General features: G+C 67.0%; 17 protein-coding genes. 6 read left to right on the plus strand and 11 right to left on the minus strand.

Going from position 1 to position 16,365, the window contains the following annotated elements:
* Window position 1: 1 nt before the first annotated feature.
* From AC1RNQ_RS06330 to AC1RNQ_RS06350, 5 genes are all read right to left on the minus strand, one after another.
* Window positions 2–355: an MmcQ/YjbR family DNA-binding protein gene (locus tag AC1RNQ_RS06330; RefSeq protein ID WP_493169790.1), complete on the minus strand. Its 354-nt coding sequence runs from the start codon at window positions 353–355 to the stop codon at window positions 2–4.
* 12 nt (window positions 356–367) lie between these two features.
* Window positions 368–1,108, minus strand: a complete 741-nt coding sequence (locus AC1RNQ_RS06335) for a hypothetical protein (protein ID WP_493169791.1) — start codon at window positions 1,106–1,108, stop codon at window positions 368–370.
* 340 nt (window positions 1,109–1,448) lie between these two features.
* Window positions 1,449–2,768, minus strand: coding sequence for a replication-associated recombination protein A (locus AC1RNQ_RS06340; RefSeq protein ID WP_493169792.1), 1,320 nt, complete (start codon window positions 2,766–2,768; stop codon window positions 1,449–1,451).
* A gap of 3 nt (window positions 2,769–2,771) precedes the next feature.
* Window positions 2,772–3,926, minus strand: a complete 1,155-nt coding sequence (locus tag AC1RNQ_RS06345; protein ID WP_493169793.1) for a glycosyltransferase family 4 protein — start codon at window positions 3,924–3,926, stop codon at window positions 2,772–2,774.
* 45 nt (window positions 3,927–3,971) lie between these two features.
* Window positions 3,972–5,024, minus strand: a complete 1,053-nt coding sequence (locus tag AC1RNQ_RS06350; protein WP_493169795.1) for a hypothetical protein — start codon at window positions 5,022–5,024, stop codon at window positions 3,972–3,974.
* A 147-nt stretch (window positions 5,025–5,171) separates the two neighbouring features.
* Between AC1RNQ_RS06350 and AC1RNQ_RS06355 the strand changes: the two genes are divergently transcribed.
* Entirely contained in the window at window positions 5,172–5,891 is a 720-nt protein-coding gene (locus tag AC1RNQ_RS06355; protein ID WP_493169796.1) for a COG3904 family protein, read from the plus strand.
* Here the strand turns inward: AC1RNQ_RS06355 and AC1RNQ_RS06360 are convergent.
* Together AC1RNQ_RS06360 and ybeY are read right to left on the minus strand one after the other, a co-directional pair.
* Entirely contained in the window at window positions 5,888–6,823 is a 936-nt protein-coding gene (locus tag AC1RNQ_RS06360) for a hemolysin family protein (RefSeq protein ID WP_493169797.1), read from the minus strand. The genes AC1RNQ_RS06355 and AC1RNQ_RS06360 overlap by 4 nt on opposite strands.
* Window positions 6,824–6,842: 19 nt before the next feature.
* Window positions 6,843–7,349 carry an rRNA maturation RNase YbeY gene (gene ybeY / locus AC1RNQ_RS06365; protein ID WP_493169798.1) on the minus strand — a complete coding sequence of 169 codons (507 nt, stop codon included), beginning with the start codon at window positions 7,347–7,349 and terminating at the stop codon, window positions 6,843–6,845.
* An 86-nt stretch (window positions 7,350–7,435) separates the two neighbouring features.
* Here ybeY and AC1RNQ_RS06370 point away from each other — a divergent pair, with 86 nt between their 5' ends.
* Window positions 7,436–7,930, plus strand: coding sequence for an anthrone oxygenase family protein (locus tag AC1RNQ_RS06370; RefSeq protein WP_493169799.1), 495 nt, complete (start codon window positions 7,436–7,438; stop codon window positions 7,928–7,930).
* Here the strand turns inward: AC1RNQ_RS06370 and AC1RNQ_RS06375 are convergent.
* Both AC1RNQ_RS06375 and AC1RNQ_RS06380 read right to left on the minus strand, forming a co-directional pair.
* The gene (locus tag AC1RNQ_RS06375; RefSeq protein WP_493169801.1) at window positions 7,927–8,802 is read right to left on the minus strand and encodes a sigma-70 family RNA polymerase sigma factor; all 876 of its coding nucleotides are present in this window, start codon (window positions 8,800–8,802) and stop codon (window positions 7,927–7,929) included. The two genes, AC1RNQ_RS06370 and AC1RNQ_RS06375, sit on opposite strands and share 4 nt — an antisense overlap.
* A complete protein-coding gene (locus AC1RNQ_RS06380; protein WP_493169802.1) occupies window positions 8,802–9,260 on the minus strand; it encodes a carboxymuconolactone decarboxylase family protein in 459 nt (152 codons plus the stop codon). The genes AC1RNQ_RS06375 and AC1RNQ_RS06380 overlap by 1 nt, the downstream gene beginning before the upstream one ends.
* A 217-nt stretch (window positions 9,261–9,477) precedes the next feature.
* Here AC1RNQ_RS06380 and AC1RNQ_RS06385 point away from each other — a divergent pair, with 217 nt between their 5' ends.
* A complete protein-coding gene (locus AC1RNQ_RS06385) occupies window positions 9,478–9,858 on the plus strand; it encodes a DoxX family protein (RefSeq protein WP_493169803.1) in 381 nt (126 codons plus the stop codon).
* Window positions 9,859–10,103: 245 nt separating this feature from the next.
* Here AC1RNQ_RS06385 and AC1RNQ_RS06390 read toward each other — a convergent pair whose 3' ends face one another.
* Window positions 10,104–11,084, minus strand: coding sequence for a DUF6607 family protein (locus AC1RNQ_RS06390; protein WP_493169805.1), 981 nt, complete (start codon window positions 11,082–11,084; stop codon window positions 10,104–10,106).
* Between the two features lie 20 nt (window positions 11,085–11,104).
* Entirely contained in the window at window positions 11,105–13,396 is a 2,292-nt protein-coding gene (locus AC1RNQ_RS06395; protein ID WP_493169807.1) for a TonB-dependent hemoglobin/transferrin/lactoferrin family receptor, read from the minus strand.
* 197 nt (window positions 13,397–13,593) lie between these two features.
* On the opposite strand from AC1RNQ_RS06395, the gene AC1RNQ_RS06400 reads away from it, so the two are divergent.
* The 3 genes from AC1RNQ_RS06400 to AC1RNQ_RS06410 are packed head-to-tail and all read left to right on the plus strand — an operon-like array spanning window position 13,594 to window position 16,345.
* On the plus strand, window positions 13,594–14,577 hold the full coding sequence (locus AC1RNQ_RS06400; protein ID WP_493169808.1) for a toll/interleukin-1 receptor domain-containing protein: 984 nt from the start codon (window positions 13,594–13,596) through the stop codon (window positions 14,575–14,577).
* Window positions 14,574–15,476 carry a hypothetical protein gene (locus tag AC1RNQ_RS06405; protein WP_493169810.1) on the plus strand — a complete coding sequence of 301 codons (903 nt, stop codon included), beginning with the start codon at window positions 14,574–14,576 and terminating at the stop codon, window positions 15,474–15,476. The genes AC1RNQ_RS06400 and AC1RNQ_RS06405 overlap by 4 nt, the downstream gene beginning before the upstream one ends.
* A gap of 2 nt (window positions 15,477–15,478) precedes the next feature.
* The gene (locus AC1RNQ_RS06410) at window positions 15,479–16,345 is read left to right on the plus strand and encodes a hypothetical protein (protein ID WP_493169812.1); all 867 of its coding nucleotides are present in this window, start codon (window positions 15,479–15,481) and stop codon (window positions 16,343–16,345) included.
* The last annotated feature ends 20 nt before the right edge of the window (window positions 16,346–16,365 follow it).

Raw genomic sequence — 16,365 nt, forward strand, 5'->3', positions numbered from 1 at the left:
CTCAGGGCCGCTCGCCAAAGGCCTGGCGCTGCGGTTTTTTCGCGCGGTCCCACCAGGCGCGGCGCAGGACGTTCGCGACGCGTTCGGGATCGTCCGAGCCGAAGCGGACGAGCAAGGCGTGCCAGCCCTCGTAATGCGGGGTCTGCCAGAAAGTGTCGGGATCGGTTTCAAGCAGGATTTCCTTTTCGTCGGGCTTGCACATCACCGCGAAGCTGCCCGCTTCGCGTCCCGGCGAGGCGAGCGCCTTGCCGTTGAGCTTGGGACAGGGAGTGCCGTAAAAGGACAGCATCTCGACGTCGGGCAAAGCGCAGGCAAAGGCGACGACATCGTCCCAGCTATCGAATTTCGGCGTCATCCCGCTCCCCTCCTACTCGCTCGGCGCGGGATATTCGACGCTGTCGCCGACGGGCTGCATCGGCTGGAAGCGCATGCCGGTGAGGACCAGCCTGCCCTCCTTGATCTCGAGGTCGAACAGCCCCTGCCCGCCGCGCGGGCAGCAATTTCCGTCGCCGTCGCGCGCGACCGGGATCACCGCCATCATTTCTGCGAAGATGAACTTGGCCGGACCGCGCAGCCAATAGCCCTTGGGCAGCATCTTGCTGCCGTCGTCGTACCAGCCCTCCATATCGACCTGTCCCCAGGTCGCCTGGTCGCCCTCGCCCATGAACAAGGCATCGGCGTTGCCGCTGCCGCTGCCCGCGAGCGTGCCGGTGATATGGACGAGGCTTCGTGTCCCGTCGCTGGCGACGAGGTCGGGCGTACCGATCGATCCCGAGCTTTCGGCAAACCCCGCGAGCGACGCCTTGCCTGTCGCATCGCGCGCGACGACCACGACCATCCACGCCCCCGGCCCGTCGCGCGGCGCAAGCGACGCCTTTTGCCACAAGAGCGGGCCGCCGCGCTCGGGCACTTCGATCCGCCCGCTCGCCTCGACGCCGCAGCGGCCGCCGAAATCATAGAGGCAGGTGTCGGCAATCTTGGCGATGCGGTCTGGCGCGAGCGCGATCTTCTTGGCGACGTCCGCGCGGCTGCATTCACTTTCGATGCTGCCGCTGGGGCAGGAGATGACAGGGGTCGTTAGGACGGCAAGCGCGAGGGTCAGTGACATGCTTGGTTCCCGGACGTGGAGCGACCCAATGCGCGATTGCTACGGCCAAGCCCGGAGCGAAGCAAGCGGGCGCCGCCTTAAAGCGAGCATCGCCTTAAAAAAGCCTTTCCTACATTATTCGGCTGTGCCAGCCTTCATCCGACTCGTTCATTTGCTGGACAAAAGCGGTCGCTGCCCGGCGCGCCGCGCTGGACGTGTCTCGCGGGTCGCAAGGTCCAAATCGGGGCGCGCACAGGGCTGAACTTTACTGAACTTTGGAATGTCACGCGGCCTTCGCGCCGACCGGATCCAAACCCGGGAAGAAAGAATGCCATGGCGGTCTATCACCCCAGAACCGCCGTCAGCCGCGCGCTTTCCGCTGCTCATCCCACCAGGTGAGGCGTTCGGCGATGCGCTTTTCGAAGCCGCGGTCGGTCGGTCGGTAATAGGTCTGCGGTCCCATCTCCTCGGGCCAGTAATCGGCACCCGAAAAACCGCCCTCGGCGTCATGGTCATATTCGTAACCCGCGCCGTAGCCGAGCTCCTTCATCAGCTTGGTCGGGGCGTTGAGGATGTTCGCGGGCGGCGCGAGGCTGCCGGTGTCGCGCGCCGAGGCGAAGGCTGCCTTTTGCGCGGCATAGGCCGCGTTCGATTTGGGCGCGGTGGCGAGATAGAGGCACGCCTGCACGATCGCGAGTTCGCCCTCGGGCGAGCCCAAGAACTGGTAGGCGTCCTTCGCGGCGAGGCATTGCACCAGCGCCTGCGGGTCGGCGAGCCCGACATCCTCGCTCGCGAAGCGCACGAGGCGGCGCAGCACATAGAGTGGCTCCTCGCCCGCGACGAGCATGCGCGCCATATAATAGAGCGCGGCCTGCGGGTCCGACCCGCGCAGCGCCTTGTGCAGCGCCGAAATGAGGTTGTAATGGCCGTCGCGGTCCTTGTCATAGACCGGCATGCGGCGATGCAGCAGTTGCGCGAGCGCCGCTGGATCGAGCGGCTCGGTGATGCCCGCCGCGAACAAGGTCTCGACCTGGTTGAGCAGGAAACGCCCGTCGCCGTCGGCGCTCGCGGTCAGCGCCTCGCGCGCCGCATCGGTCAGCGGCAAGGGTTTCCCAACCTCGGCCTCGGCGCGATCGAGCAAGGTCGCCATCGCGTCCTCGTCGAGGCGGCGCAGGACGAGCACCTGCGCGCGGCTCAGCAGCGCGGCGTTGAGCGCGAAGCTGGGATTCTCGGTCGTCGCGCCGACGAGTACGACGGTGCCGCGCTCGACATAGGGCAGGAAACCGTCCTGCTGCGCGCGATTGAAGCGATGGATCTCGTCGACGAAGAGTAAAGTGCGTTTGCCCGCCGCCGCCATCTTCTCGGCATCGGCAAAGGCCTTCTTGAGGTCGGCGACGCCCGAGAAGACCGCCGACAGAGGCGCGAAGCGCATGCCCACCGCCTCGGCGAGCAGCCGCGCGATTGTGGTCTTGCCCGTGCCCGGCGGTCCCCAGAGGATCATCGACGACAGCTGCCCCGCGGCGACCATGCGGCCGATCGCGCCGTCAGGGCCGGTCAGATGCTCCTGCCCGACGACCTCCGACAATGTTTTCGGACGCAGGCGCTCGGCGAGCGGCGCGCCGGCCGCGGGCGTGCCCGCCCACGCCGGGGCCTCATCCTCGCCGAACAGGTCGCCGGCCACGACCTATCCCCGCCGCTGCTTTTGCCGGATCAGCCGGATATAGGTGTCGGCGACCGACTGGTTGATCGCGTCCCATTCGTAATTGTGGCTCTCGGCGAGCGCCGCCGCGCCGTGCGATCCGCGCAGCATGTCGTCCTGGCAATAGCGTTGCAGATGGTCGGCGAAGCCGGTGATCGATCCGGGCGACACCAGATAGCCGGTGACCCGGTCCTTGACGATGCTGGCGCTGCCGGTCGCGCGCGCCGCGACCACCGGCAGCCCGCACGCCATGGCTTCCAATGTGACATTACCGAAGGTTTCGGTGACCGAGGGGTTGAAGAAGACATCGCACGAGGCAAGCGCGCGCGCGAGATCCTCGCCGCCCTGGAAGCCGACGAATTTGGCATCGGGCAGGCGCGATTCGAACCAGTCGCCCGCGGGGCCCTCGCCGATCACGACGACTTCATGTTCGACCTTGCGCCGCTGGAGCTGGTCGATCGCATCGGCGAAGACGTCGAGCCCCTTTTCCATCACCAGCCGCCCGAGGAAGGCGATCACCGGCACGTCGTCGGCGATCCCCCAGCTCTGGCGCCAGCGCATGTCGCGGCGCCCGGGGTTGAAGACGTCGCGCTCGACCCCGCGCGTCCAGATGCCGATGTCGTAATTCATCCGCTGCTCGCGCAGCACCTGGGCGAAGCTTTCGGACGGCGCGATCAGCGCGTCGCATTTGCGGTAGAGCTTGCGTAGCCACGCGACGATGATCGGCTCGACGAACGAGAGATTATAGTAGCGGAAATAGGTCTCGAAGCGCGTGTGCACCGAACAGGCGACCGGCAGCCGGCGGCGGCGCGCCCAGGCCGCGGCCTGGCGCGAGACGCGGTCGGGGCTGGAGATATGCATGATGTTCGGCGCGAAGGCGGTCAGATCCTCGCGCACCCGGCCCGAGAAATGCAGCGGGATGCGATATTCGGGACGGTTCGGAATCGGCATCGACGGCACGCTGACGAGGTCGCCGGTCGGTTCGAAATCGGGGTGGGCGACGGTCGGCGAATAGACGCGCACCGCCGCGCCCTTGCTCAAGAGATAGCCGACGAGCCGGTTGAGCGCCTTGTTGGCGCCGTCGACCGTCATGTTGTAATTGCCGCTGAACAGCGCGATGCGGAGGCCTGAAACGTCCATCCGGCCTCCGCTAACCCCGTCGCGGGCCAAAGGCAACGCCCGCCGTCAGGCCATGATGCTATACGGCTCGCCCGGCTTCTTGCGGCACATGCGCTTCGACACGCGCGTTTCCTCGCCCTCGATGATCGCGATGTCGGTGATCGCGAGGCATTTGCTGCCATTGGGTTCGGTGTTGAGCGCGGTGATCGTCGACGATCCCGACACGCCCTCGCGCGTCGGACTGGTCCAGCTGGCGGTCGCGCCGACCGCTTCCTGCTTCGTGACCGCGACGGTCGCCTCGGCCGCGACCTTCTGTTCCTTTTCGTCGAGCTGGCATGCGATCTCGCCGACCAGCACCGCGCCGAACGCGCCCGCAAGCACCGTCCCGACGCCGTCGAGCCCCGCGGCGCTGCCCGCAACGCTGCCGATCAGCCCGCCGATCACGCCGCCGCGCTTGCGCGCCTTTTTGCATTTCTTGGGCACGGCTTTGCCGGCGTCCGCCTGTTTGGCGGCATCGCCCTTCTTGCCCTTTTCCGCGGCAGGTTCGGGATCGGACGCCTTGGCCACCTGGGCCGGCATGGGATAACCGTTGCAGCCGGTGTTGACGCAGAAGCGGTCGGCCAGATAGGCGCGGTCGGTCTGATATTGCGCCTCCACCGCGCGGTAGGCCGCGAGGTTCGCGCCTTCGGGATCGGACGCCGCATGCTCGGCCATGACCTGTTTGTAGAAACGGTCCTGCGTCGCCGCCGAATAGCGCATATTGCCGCCGACCTTCGCCGAATAGAGCGACGACAGCGCATCCTGATAGCGGATCATCGCCTCGCGATAGGGCAGCATCTTGCCGTTGTAATAGGCGTCGATCGCGACGGTGCAGCGGTTGATCGCGGCCGCCTTGTCGAACGGCGCGTCGATCTTTCGATAGGCTTCGCGGCAATCGGGATAGCTTGCAGTATCGAGCTGCGGGCGGGCCGGAAAATCCGGTAGCGGCGGCTCGGCCACCGGCGGCGGCGCATAAGCCTTGTCGTCCTCGCCCTGCGCCGCGGCCGCCACCGCGCCGCCGGCAAGCAGCAACGCGCCGATGACGGCGAGCGCCGATATCTGTCGCAGCGCGGCACGCATGTCCGATTCCCCCTTTCCAAAGATTAGGCCCGAATGACAGGCGCCGCAAGTTCGGCCAATGACGACGGTCACACATTGTCTTGGCGCCGCGCCTCGCTTAAAATGGCCCATCGGCGGGCTGGGCCCGCCGCAGTCGGGGATGGCCGCATGCGCCGCTGGATCAGATCACTTGCCTGCCTCGCCGCGATGCTGGCATGCACCGCTGCGACCCCGCCGGGGATGGATCCCGATAATCCGACCTGCCCGGCCAAGCCCAACTGGTCCGATTACAAGACGATGGTGCTGACGCCATTCCAGCGCAGCGGCGAGACCGTGCTGCTCGCCGAGGGGCGGGTCGACAGCGGGCTTCCAGCGCGGCTCGAGAAGGTGCTCTACGACAATCCCGCGATCAGCGAGATCTGGATTCGCTCGCCGGGCGGCGATGCGCGCGCGGGCAATGCGGCAGGGCTGCTCATTCGCAAGTTCAGCAAAGAGCGCCAGATGGTGACGCGCATCCCGTCGGGCTGGACCTGTTTCAGCGCGTGCAATTTCGTCTTCATGGGCGGCCGCGCGCGGACGATCGATCCGGGCGGGCATTTCATGGTGCATATGTTCACGATGACGGGCGACCAGAGCACGATCCAGTCGAGCGTTGCGCTGGGCGCCGAATCGACCACCGAACTGATCAGCGACGTCGAACGCGAGGCGGCGCTGATGGCGACCGAGGACAATGACCTGTTGATCCGCCTCGACGTGTCGCGCGACCTTTTGTCCGACATCATGTACCGGCAGAAGGCGGTCGCGACCGCGGAGGACAAATCGACCCGGCGCTGCCTGACGATCGAAGAGGCGCTGCGCTACAATGTCGTCAATGTGAAGCCGGATTAGTCGCCCGTCTCCGACGGCGCTTCGAGTTCGACGACGACCGGCGGGTGGAGCCGCAGGCGGTGGACGCGGCGCTCGTCGGCCTCGGTCACCTCGATGCGCCAGCCGCTGGGATGCAGCAGGATCTCGCCGACTTCGGGGACATGCCCCGCGAGCACCGCGGCGAGGCCGCCCAGCGTATCGACATCCTCCTCGACCTCGGCGAGCCGTCCGTCGATCGCTTCGCCGATATCGTCGAGTTCGGCGCGCGCATCGGCGTCCCAGCAGCCGCCCTCGCCGCGGGTGAAGAGCAGCACGGGCTCGTCGTCATGCTCGTCCTCGATCTCGCCGACGATTTCCTCGACCAGATCCTCGATCGTGACGAGGCCTTCGGTGCCCGAATATTCGTCGATCACGATCGCGAGATGCGTTCGTTGCGCGCGCATGTCGGCGAGCAGGTCGAGCACGCCCATCGACTGCGGCACATAGAGCGGCTGGCGGATCAGGTCGATCAGCGGCGGCGGCGCGCGCTTCTCGGCCAGCACCGCGAAGACGTCCTTGACGTGGATCATGCCGACGACTTCGTCGAGGCTTTCGCGATAGACCGGCAGGCGGCTGTGCCCGGCCTCGGCGAATTGCGCGACGACCTCCTCGAAGCTCGCGCTCTCGTCGATCGCGATGATCTCACCGCGCGGCACCGCGACGTCGTCGACCGTCTGCTCGCCGAAATGCAGGAGATTGCGCAGCATCTTGCGCTCGACGGGAGCGAGGTCGCCGACGACGCTGCTGCCGCGCCGGTCCTGCCCCTCCTCCTCGGCCTCGTCGATGACCTCTTCGATCTGCTCGCGCAGCGACGGTTCCTTGTCGCCGCCGAACAGCAATGTCCGGATGCCGGCCCACAGGCCGGATCTACTGTCGTCTTCCGATCGGGTCGAAGATCCCTGGTCGTCGGGCATGATGGCTTGCGTTTCCCTGTTAATCCAGCTCGGCATATGGATTGGCGAGGCCCAGCGATGCAAGCGCTTTCACTTCGAGCGCCTCCATCGCGCCCGCGCCCGCATCGTCCATATGGTCGTAACCGACGAGGTGCAGCGTTCCGTGGACGATCAAATGCGTGGCGTGATCCTCCAGCGAAATCCCCTTCTCCTCCGCCTCGCGCGCGCAGGTTTCGCGCGCGAGCACGATATCGCCGAGCAATATCTCGCCATCGTCGCTGTTGGCCAGCCCTTCGAGCAGGTCATATTGCACCTGCGGAAAGGAGAGGACGTTGGTCGGCTTGTCCTTGCCGCGGAAGTCGCGGTTGAGCGTCTGCACCTCGGCATCGTCGGTGAGGCGCACCGCGACCTCGACCATCGGCGCAGCGTCGGCAAGGTCCGCGAAGGGGGTGAGCGCCAGCGCGGCGGCGACGGCTTCGCCGGCGCGCGCCTCCCAGTCGAGTGGGTCGGGCCAGGGTGTGGCGGTGTGGGTTTCGACGATCAGCACGGCGCCTACGCCTATAGCGCCACGATTTCGTAGGACAGCGATATTTGATATGGCCCTGGATCGCGGCACCCTTCGGGAGGAAGACGATGACTGACGATTTCGTGACCGGATTGAGCTTTGCCGCCGCGTTCGGCGCCGCGCTGGTCGGCGGGGTATTCTTCGGCTTTTCGAACTTCATCATGGCGGGGCTCGGGCGATTGCCGCCCGAACAGGGCGCTACGGCGATGAACGCGATCAACGTCACCGTGATCAACCCCGGATTCATGCTCGCGCTGTTCGGGACCGGGCTGCTCTGCCTCGTCATCGGTGCACTGTCGCTGGGCTCGTTCGGCACGCTCGATGCCAAGCTGATCCTCGCCGCCGCTTTGCTCTATGTCGTCGGCTGCGACGGGGTGACGATGGCGCTCAACGTGCCGCTGAACAACGCGCTCGCCGCGGCGGCGACCGGTACGCCCGAAGCCGGCGCGCTGTGGACGCGGTACCTTGGCGAATGGACGATGTGGAACTCGGTCCGCACCGCAGCAAGCTTTGCCGCAGCGATCCTGTTCGTCGCGGCGGGAGCGCTCCGCGTCGCCACCTAATGCATATGCTTCAGCTTGTCGGGGTTGCGCATCACATAGATGGCGGTGACCTTGCCGTCCGCGATCTCGAGCGCCGTGGTCTGGAATTCGCCGTCGGCCTCGCGGGTGACGAAGCCCGGCAGGCCGTTGATCGTGCCGGTGTGGACGAGCGTCGAACCATATTTGCCGAACAGCACCGCGAGGCTGCGGTGCAGCTTCAGCACGATGTCATGGCCGAGCACGGGTTCCATCGCCGCCGGGCGCTTGCCGCCGCCGTCGGCCCACAGGCCGACATCGGCGGCGAGCAGCGCACCCAAGGCACCCATGTCGCCACTGCGCGACGCGGCGAAAAAGGCGTTGGCGATTTCCATCCCCTGCTCTTTCTCGAGCTTGTAGCGTGGGCGCGCGTCGCGGACATGGGTACGGGCGCGTGCGGCGAGCTGGCGTGTCGCGGCGGGGTCGCGATCGATCGTCTTGGCGACCTCGTCAAAACCCACCCCGAACACGTCGTGGAGCAGGAAGGCGGCGCGTTCGAGCGGCGACAGCCGTTCTAGCGCGAGCATCAGCGGCAGGGTGACGTCGTCCTCTTCCTCCTCCTCGACGAGCGGGTCGGGGAGCCAGGGGCCGACATAGGTCTCGCGCTGGTGGCGCGCCGACTTGATCTGGTCGAGGCAGAGCCGCGTCACGGTCCGCCGCAGGAAGGCCGCGGGCTCGCGCACCGCGCTGCGGTCGGTGGCGAGCCAGCGGAGGAAGGCATCCTGCACCACATCCTCGGCATCGGCGACCGATCCGAGCATGCGATAGGCGACGCGCGTGAGGAGCGGGCGCAGCGGGTCGAAGCTGACCGCCGCGTCCGCATTGCCGGCGGCGCCCGGGATGCCCTCGGGTGTCATCAGGCGGCTTTCACCAGCGTGCCATTTTCGTACCAGAGGTCGAAGCCGACCGCGATACGGTTCCAGCCATTGATGACGTTGATCATCACGGTCAGGTTCACCTGTTCCTCCGGCGTGAAATGCGCTTCGAGCGCGTCCTTGGCGGCCCTTTGTGTGTGGCCTTGCGACAGCGTGGTCAAGGCATCGGTCCAGGCCAGCGCAGCCCGCTCGCGGTCGGTGTAGACCGGGGCCTCGTGCCAGGCGGCCAGCAGGTAGATGCGCTGCTCGGTCTCGCCCTTCGCGCGCGCTTCGGTCGTGTGCATGTTGATGCAATTGGCGCAGCCGTTGAGGATCGACGCGCGGATCTTGACCAGTTCGATCAGGCTTGGCTCGAGGCTGTTCTGCGCGGCGATCGAGACGGCCATCCACTGCTTCATCAACTGCGGGGCAGCGGCATAGGGGTCGGTTACCTTGGTCATGTCATATCTCCTTTGCTTGGATTGTACCGGCTTGACGAGCGGCGCCCGGCGTCTGTGACATGGCGGGCGATTTTTTTCGGCGCGCCCGTCCTGCCCCGGCCGGCGGGGCCAAGATCAACCCCGCTTTGGTATAGCCCTTCGCGCCGGGGATATGGGTTGATGTCCGCCTGCGAGGCGCTAGCATCGCCCCTGTCGTTCAACCCAAGGGGGATCGCTCATGAAATTTCTCGATGGCTACACCGAACAGGCCTATGCGCTGCTGCGCATCGTCGCCGGCCTGCTGTTCCTGGCGCACGGGGTGCAGAAGTTCCTGAACTTCCCCGTCCCCTTTCCGATGCCGCTGAATCCGATGCTGATGACCGCGGGGGCGATCGAGCTGGTCGCGGGGACGATGATCGTCATCGGCGTGATGACCCGCCCCGCGGCGTTCGTCGCCAGCGGCATGTCGGCGGTCGGCTATTGGGTCGCGCACGGTAGCCAGGGCGCCTTCCCGATCGCCAATGGCGGCGAGACGATCGCGCTCTATTGCTTCCTGTTCCTGTTCATCGCGACGCGCGGCGCGGGCATCTGGAGCGCCGACGGGACGATGAAGAAATAGGCGTGCGCGGCGTCACTTGCGCAGGCGCCGCGTTCCGCCAAGGGGCGGCGCACCGACAGGTTTCGGGCGAAAGGCGACATTCAAGGATCAAACTGATCTCCCCTCCGCATGCGGGAGGGGAGATCAACGTCCGCTTCCCACCCTAAGCTGACGCCGGCCGAAACATCAGCCATCGACTTGACAAAAATGGGGCGGCCCCTTGTGGAGCCGCCCCTGCAGTTGCGGGCTTCACATGGTGAAGGTCGTCAGAGCTTTCGCGTATTGGTCTCGATCAGCTTCTTCGCCTCGGCGATCGCTTTCTCGGTCGTCAGCTTCCTGTCCTGGATCTCGTCGGCCATTTCGAGCAGGCGGCCGCTGATCACGGTCCCGGTCTGCGCTTCCTCCTGGATCGCGATGCCGCCCTTGGCGGCGGCGACGCGGTCCCATTCGGCGCGGATCGCGGCCCAATAATCCTTGGTGGCGGCCCAATAATCGTCGGCGGCCTTCACGTCATATTGGTCGTATTTGATATAGGTGTTGAGGACATATTCCTGGACGATCGGGACCAGCTTGCCGTCCTTGAGCCCCATCTTGGTATTGTCCTGCCAATGGACCCAGCCGTCGGGCGAGGGCTGGTGGCGGTTGATCGAATAATAGCGGTCGTAGACGGGATTGCGCACGGCATCGCGGCGCGCGAGCGGGCGCCAGGTCCAGTTGGAACGCCAGCGGCGGATGCCCGCCTGCGTCTCGAACTGGCCCCAGCCGGCGTAGCGCGGGCTGTCGTCGACCTGATAGACAGTCTGCGACCAGCGGCCGGTGCGCATGCGCTCGGGCACGTCTTCCCAGGTCCAGGCGTTGCGGTCCGAATAGACCAGCACCTTGGCGGGTTCATATTCCCAGTCCTGGCGCCAATGCTTGATGATCATGCTCTTGTCGTCGTCGCCGGTGATGACGAGCATATGCTGCAAGCGGATCACGCGCCCCGTATCCTCGATCACGCGCACGACCTCGTTGCCGCCCGAGCGCTTGGGTTCGAGGACTTCGTAATTGGGGTCCCAGCGCGTCGATTCCTGCATGTTGAAGCTGACGCGGTAATTGCCCGCCATCGCGAGGATGTCGGCACGGTCCGCTTCGAAATTGGCGGCGGCGGCCTCCTCGGCGATCGGCGGATGGGCAAGCGCGGCGACGGGCAGCGCGGCGCCCAGCAGCAACAGGCCGGCGGCAAGCGAACGATAGGATTTTTTCATCGGTGCAGTCCTTCTTGTCGTTAGAAGCGGTAGCTGAGCGACACGCTCGCGTTGCGGCCGGGCTGGGAATAGGCATCGGTCACGAGCGAGGTCGAAGCGAGGCCGCGGACGTCGCTCCACCAGCTGTATTTCTTGTCGAGGATGTTGAAGACGCCCGCGCGCGCCGTCAGCCCGTCGACGATGCGCACGAAGGCCGTCGCGTCGAGGATGGTGAAACCGTCGGGGCGGAAGCATTCGGGCGTACAGAGACCGGTCGTCCGCGACGCTTCCTTGCGCGCCGCATGGGTCATGATCAGCTGGCCGCCGAAGCGCCCGCCCGGCGCGCGATAGCCGACCCCGGCGACGAGCTTGAGCGGGTCGATCGTCGACAGCGGGCTGCGCGCGCCATTGGGCTCGATCACGTCGCCCGTGGCATAGGATAGGGCGAGCGTCGTGTAGAGGCCGGACGACGCTCGCCCCTCGAAGCGTGCCTCGGCCCCTTTGACCCGGACACGATCGAGATTCACGAACTGGAAAATGGCCGGATCGGCGGGCGTGAAGCTGCCGCTGACTTGTTCCTGGCTGATGAAATCCTTGTAGCGCGACCGGAACGCGGTGACGTCGAGGCTGATCGCGTCGTTCGAGAAGCGGATGCCGCCTTCGAAGCTTTGGCTGCGCTCGGGCCCCAGGTCGGGGTTCGGGATCGAGGTATAGCCCGAGGCGAGGTTCGAGAAGAACTGGTTCACCTGCCCCGGTTCGGGCGCCTTGAAGCCGGTCGCATAATTGCCGAACAGACGGACCTCGTCGGTGATCTTGAACACCGCGCCGAACTTCGGCGAGACGCGCGAGCCGTCTTGCTTGGCACCGGCAAAGGCGGGGAGCAGCGGGTCGTCGTCGGGCGACAGGTCGTACCAGTCGAAACGCAGCGCGGGATAGAGCAGCAGCCGGCCATCGGCGACCGAGATTTCGTCGCCGACGAACAGGCCGGCGCGGGTGAAATCGGTGCTGGGGAAGGCGCGCGTCGGGAAGGTTTCGCCGAAGGGCGGCACGGTGCCGTCGCGCAGCCCGCGCTGGCGCGTCTTGCTGATGTCGCCGCCGAAGACGAGGCGGTGGGAGATCGACCCGGTCGCGAAGTCGGCGCGCGCGTCGGCGGCGCCGCCGATCACGCGGTTCTCGAAGGTGTTGAGGCGCGTGCGGTCCGCGGCGGGGGTGCGATCCTCCTCGGTATATTGATTGTCCTCGCCGTCCTGCCAGTAGAGCGCGACGCGGGCGAAATCGATCGCGCCCTCGCCCTCCCAGCTCCAGTCGAGCGAGACGCGCTTGCGCTCGCCGCTGTCGAAACCTTCGAGGCGGTCGACGCTGGAGGTGATGACGCCCGCGGCATTGCGCGTCGCGGTCACCCCGGTCAGCCCCTCGGTGTAGAGATGCGTGTCGAGATATTCGCCGGTCAGACGCAGCTTGTGGCCGTTCGCCGGATCATAGACGATGCGCGCGAGCGCGGCGTTCGACTTGCCGTCCTGCGGGTTGGGTAAAGTGCGCTGCGGCCCGGTGCCCGGGACGAGGCCCGAGGTGCCGGGGGTGCCGACCGGGAAGACGATCCCGGCGTTGGTGCCCTTGTTGTCGAGTTCCTGCCAGTCGCGCCGCGTATAGGCCGCCATCACCGACCAGTCGCCGCTGCGCCCCGCAAGGATCGCGGTTTCGCTGAACTCGTCGTCGGCGCTGCTGTAGCTCGTGCGGACGAGGCCGCCGACCGACTTGCCGCCAGTCAGGAAATCTTCGGGATCGCTGGTGACGAAGCTGACCGCGCCCGCGAGGCCGTCGCTGCCGTAGAGCGCCGACGAGGGGCCGCGCAGGATCTCGACCGACTTGACGAGGCCGAGGTCGACATAGTCGCCGCGGCCCGACGCCTGCGCGCCGAAGGCGAAGCCGTCGGGGACGCGCACGCCATCGACCTGGATCAGCACCCGGTTGCCGCCGATACCGCGGATGTTGAAGCTGTCGTTGCCCGCGCGGCCCGTGGCGCCCAGCGCAGCGCCGAAGCGCGCGGGCTGGCGCTGGACGCTGACGCCGGGCTCGAAGCGGATGAGGTCGCGGATGTCGGTCGCGAGTTCGTTCGCGATCTGCTCTTCGGTGATCAGCGAGACGGTGAGCGGCACATCCTCGGCCTTCACTTCGGTGCGCGTCGCGGTGACGACGATCTGGTTCTTGCGCAGCGCCCAATATTCGCCGTCATTGTCCTGCGCCATTGCGGGCGCGGCGGTCACGGCGAGCGCGAGGCCGAGCGCGGTGCCCGCGGCGAGACGGTGGACGGACGGCGAACCCTGGATCTTCAATTGTCTTCCCCTTGCAGTTTGCGAGTGACTCGCAATAGCGGCGCTCTAGGAGCATGAAGCGCGGGGGTCAAGCTTTATGATAATGCGAGTCGTTCGCGCAATGGAACGATCCTCCCATCGACTTGCGATGGGGAGGATCACTCAGCCATTGCCCTCCCCTTCCCCGCGCGGCATGATCGCGATGGGGGGACGCGCCGATGACGGCCGAGGTTTTCATCAGCTATTCGTCGAAGGATCGCACCGTCGCCAACATGGTGTGTGCGCTGCTCGAAGAGCGCGGGCATCGCTGCTGGGTCGCGCCGCGCGACATCCTGCCCGGCACCGAATGGGGCGAGGCGATCATCAACGGGCTGAAGGACGCGCGCGTCTTCGTGCTCGTCTTTTCGCGCCACGCCAACACCTCGCCGCAGATTTTGCGCGAGGTCGAGCGCGCGGTGCACCTGGGCCTGCCGATCATCCCGTTCCGCATCGAGGATGTCGTCCCCGAACGCAGCCTCGAATATTTCATGAGCGTGCCGCACTGGCTCGACGCGCTGTCGCCGCCCGTCGAGGATCATATCGCGCGGCTGGGCGATGTGGTGAGCCAGCTGGTGACGGGCGTCACCGACGCACGCGACTATCGCTCGGCGGGGCCGCGCGGCGCCGCGAAGCTCAGCTGGAACAATGCGCTGGTGCGCGCGGGCACGGGCGGCGCGGTGCTGGCGCTGCTGCTATTCGCGGCGTGGTTCGGCGGGCTCGCGCCGCCCGCTTCGCCGATCGGCTGGCTGGCGCCGCTCGTCGCGCTGGCGATCCCCGCGGGGGTGATCGGCAGCGGGCAGGCGAAGTGGTGGACGAAACGCAGCGTACAGGGCGTGCTGCTCGCGCTGCTCGTCGCGGCGGCTGCGGCCTATGGCTGGGCGCACAGCAGCTATGTGATCGAGGGCGAGCACGGGGCGCCGCTGGTGCGCGGGACCGAATGCACGCCCGACGCGAAGCTGGTCTATGAGAGCGAATGCCCCGACCTGCCGTCGGACGCGCTGATCGACGCAGCCTATGACCCGGCGGTGCTGTGGACCGCCGGATCGATCGGGCGCGTCAAGCTGCTGCTCGGCGGCGCATGGGCGTTGATCGCCGCGAGCGCGGCGCTGCTCATCGCGGCGTGGCTCGGCGGGCCGCGGCGGCTGAAACAGGAGGATGGATGATGCGAACCCGGATGATCGCGACGCTCGCGGCGCTGGCGTTGCCCGCCGCGACGGCGGCACAGCAGCCGCTCGACGCCGCCGCGCTCAAGGCGATCGAGGCGAAGGTGCCGCCGCAGAGCTGGTATCCCGAGGGCTATTACGACATCCGCATCGCCGCCGAGGGGCAGCGCGCCGAGAGCCCGCGCAAGAAGGACGAGATCCTCTTCGATTGGGGAGACGGCCAGGGCAAGAGATACGACATCATCGATTGCGGCACCGAAGAGATCAATCCGGACGGCGACATGGTGCTCGCGCGCTACGGCTATATCGCGATCGACGTGTCGCGGCTGCGTTACGAGTTCGAACAGCTCGGTTATCCGCCCGCCGTCTATGCCGAACCGCTCGCGGCCTATGAGCGCGCGCGCATCGCCGAATCGGCGCGGCTGAGCGAACGGGAGGTGCAGGTCGCGTCGGGAATGGTCATGCCCGCCGAGGACGAACCACCCCCGCCCGACGTCGGCGAGTTCGAGGATTCACCCGGGTATAAATTCATCGCGGCCATCGAAGCGAACCGCAAGCGGATCGCGCCGCGCCTGCCGATCGTAGCCGAAGAAGGCGGCTGCGGCGCCGGCGAAGGCGCCGGGGTGATCGTCAAGACCAGCCCGCCGGGCGGCGAGGTGCTGCTGGTCAACGCCTTCGCCTTCAAGGTGTGTACGCGCAAGACCCCCGATCCGTGGGACCGCTTCAAGTGCAAATGGAACGAGATCGAAACCGGCATCGCGAAGCCGCTGTCGGGCCGCTATGTCTATCAGGTCAAATGGCCCGATGGCACGCTGCGCAAGGGCACGCGCGAGATCATTCCCGATTTTGAGGATGAGGACGCCGTGGTGACCGTGACGTTCAAGAAAACGGGGAGCTGAGCATGGGCGGCCGGACGCTTGCCGCCTTGCTGTTGCTCGCGGACCCGGCGACCGCTGCGGCGCAGGAGGTGGACGAAGCCGCCGCGATGCGCGCGCTCGAGACCGCGGTGCCGAAGCAAGACTGGTATCCCGAAGGCTATTACGACATCCGCATCGCCGCCGAGGCGGAGACTGCCGAGCGCGCCGCGCAACCCGCCGTGGACCGGCCCGCCACGCCGGGCGGCGATTTCAACCTGATCGCCTGCGATGCGCAGAAGATCGACCCCGGCGCCTCCGACCCGCTGTTACAGCGCTATGGCTATGCCGCGCTCGAAACGTCGCGGCTGCGCGCGCAGCTCGGCCGTCTCGGCTATCCCGCCGGCGCCTATACCGAACCGCTGCTGGCCTTCGAGCGCGCGCGCATCGCGGTCGCCGACGGCGGCGACGGATCGGGCGATCCCTATGAAGCGCTCGCCGGGGCGCTCAACGCCGCGCGGGCAGACGCGCCCGATCTCCCCGAGGTCTTCGCTTTCGACGAATGCACGCCGCCGCCCGCCGCCGCCCCGTCGCCAGCCCCCGGCAGGCCGGCGATCGCGAGCGTCCGGCCACGCCGCGCGCCGGGCGTGACCTTCGTCACCCAGCCACCCGCGGGCGAGGTGCTGATGATCAACGCTTTTGCGTTCAAAGTGTGCACGCGCAGACAGCCCGACCCGTGGGACCGCTTCCAGTGCCGCTGGAACGAGATCGAGACCGGCGTCGCCAAGCCGCTGTCGGGACGCTTCGTCTATCAGGTCCGCTGGCCCGACGGCACGGTGCGCAAGGGCACGCGCGAGGTGGCGCCCGGGCCAAGTGGCTCCGCCACCGTCACCTTCCGCAAGACCGGAAGCTGAGCGGGCGGGGCGGCGCGAAA

Source organism: Sphingopyxis sp. GW821-FHT12F08, from assembly GCF_058806755.1.

Bases quoted from the DNA above. Each gene is read 5' to 3' on its own strand.
- AC1RNQ_RS06375 (WP_493169801.1), bottom strand. From the start codon at position 8,802: ATGACACCCGAGGGCATCCCGGGCGCCGCCGGCAATGCGGACGCGGCG.
- AC1RNQ_RS06385 (WP_493169803.1), top strand. From the start codon at position 9,478: ATGAAATTTCTCGATGGCTACACCGAACAGGCCTATGCGCTGCTGCGC.
- AC1RNQ_RS06350 (WP_493169795.1), bottom strand. From the start codon at position 5,024: ATGCGTGCCGCGCTGCGACAGATATCGGCGCTCGCCGTCATCGGCGCG.
- AC1RNQ_RS06410 (WP_493169812.1), top strand. From the start codon at position 15,479: ATGGGCGGCCGGACGCTTGCCGCCTTGCTGTTGCTCGCGGACCCGGCG.
- AC1RNQ_RS06370 (WP_493169799.1), top strand. From the start codon at position 7,436: ATGACTGACGATTTCGTGACCGGATTGAGCTTTGCCGCCGCGTTCGGC.
- AC1RNQ_RS06380 (WP_493169802.1), bottom strand. From the start codon at position 9,260: ATGACCAAGGTAACCGACCCCTATGCCGCTGCCCCGCAGTTGATGAAG.
- AC1RNQ_RS06330 (WP_493169790.1), bottom strand. From the start codon at position 355: ATGACGCCGAAATTCGATAGCTGGGACGATGTCGTCGCCTTTGCCTGC.
- AC1RNQ_RS06400 (WP_493169808.1), top strand. From the start codon at position 13,594: ATGACGGCCGAGGTTTTCATCAGCTATTCGTCGAAGGATCGCACCGTC.
- AC1RNQ_RS06355 (WP_493169796.1), top strand. From the start codon at position 5,172: ATGCGCCGCTGGATCAGATCACTTGCCTGCCTCGCCGCGATGCTGGCA.
- AC1RNQ_RS06335 (WP_493169791.1), bottom strand. From the start codon at position 1,108: ATGTCACTGACCCTCGCGCTTGCCGTCCTAACGACCCCTGTCATCTCC.
- AC1RNQ_RS06405 (WP_493169810.1), top strand. From the start codon at position 14,574: ATGATGCGAACCCGGATGATCGCGACGCTCGCGGCGCTGGCGTTGCCC.
- AC1RNQ_RS06390 (WP_493169805.1), bottom strand. From the start codon at position 11,084: ATGAAAAAATCCTATCGTTCGCTTGCCGCCGGCCTGTTGCTGCTGGGC.
- AC1RNQ_RS06345 (WP_493169793.1), bottom strand. From the start codon at position 3,926: ATGGACGTTTCAGGCCTCCGCATCGCGCTGTTCAGCGGCAATTACAAC.
- AC1RNQ_RS06360 (WP_493169797.1), bottom strand. From the start codon at position 6,823: ATGCCCGACGACCAGGGATCTTCGACCCGATCGGAAGACGACAGTAGA.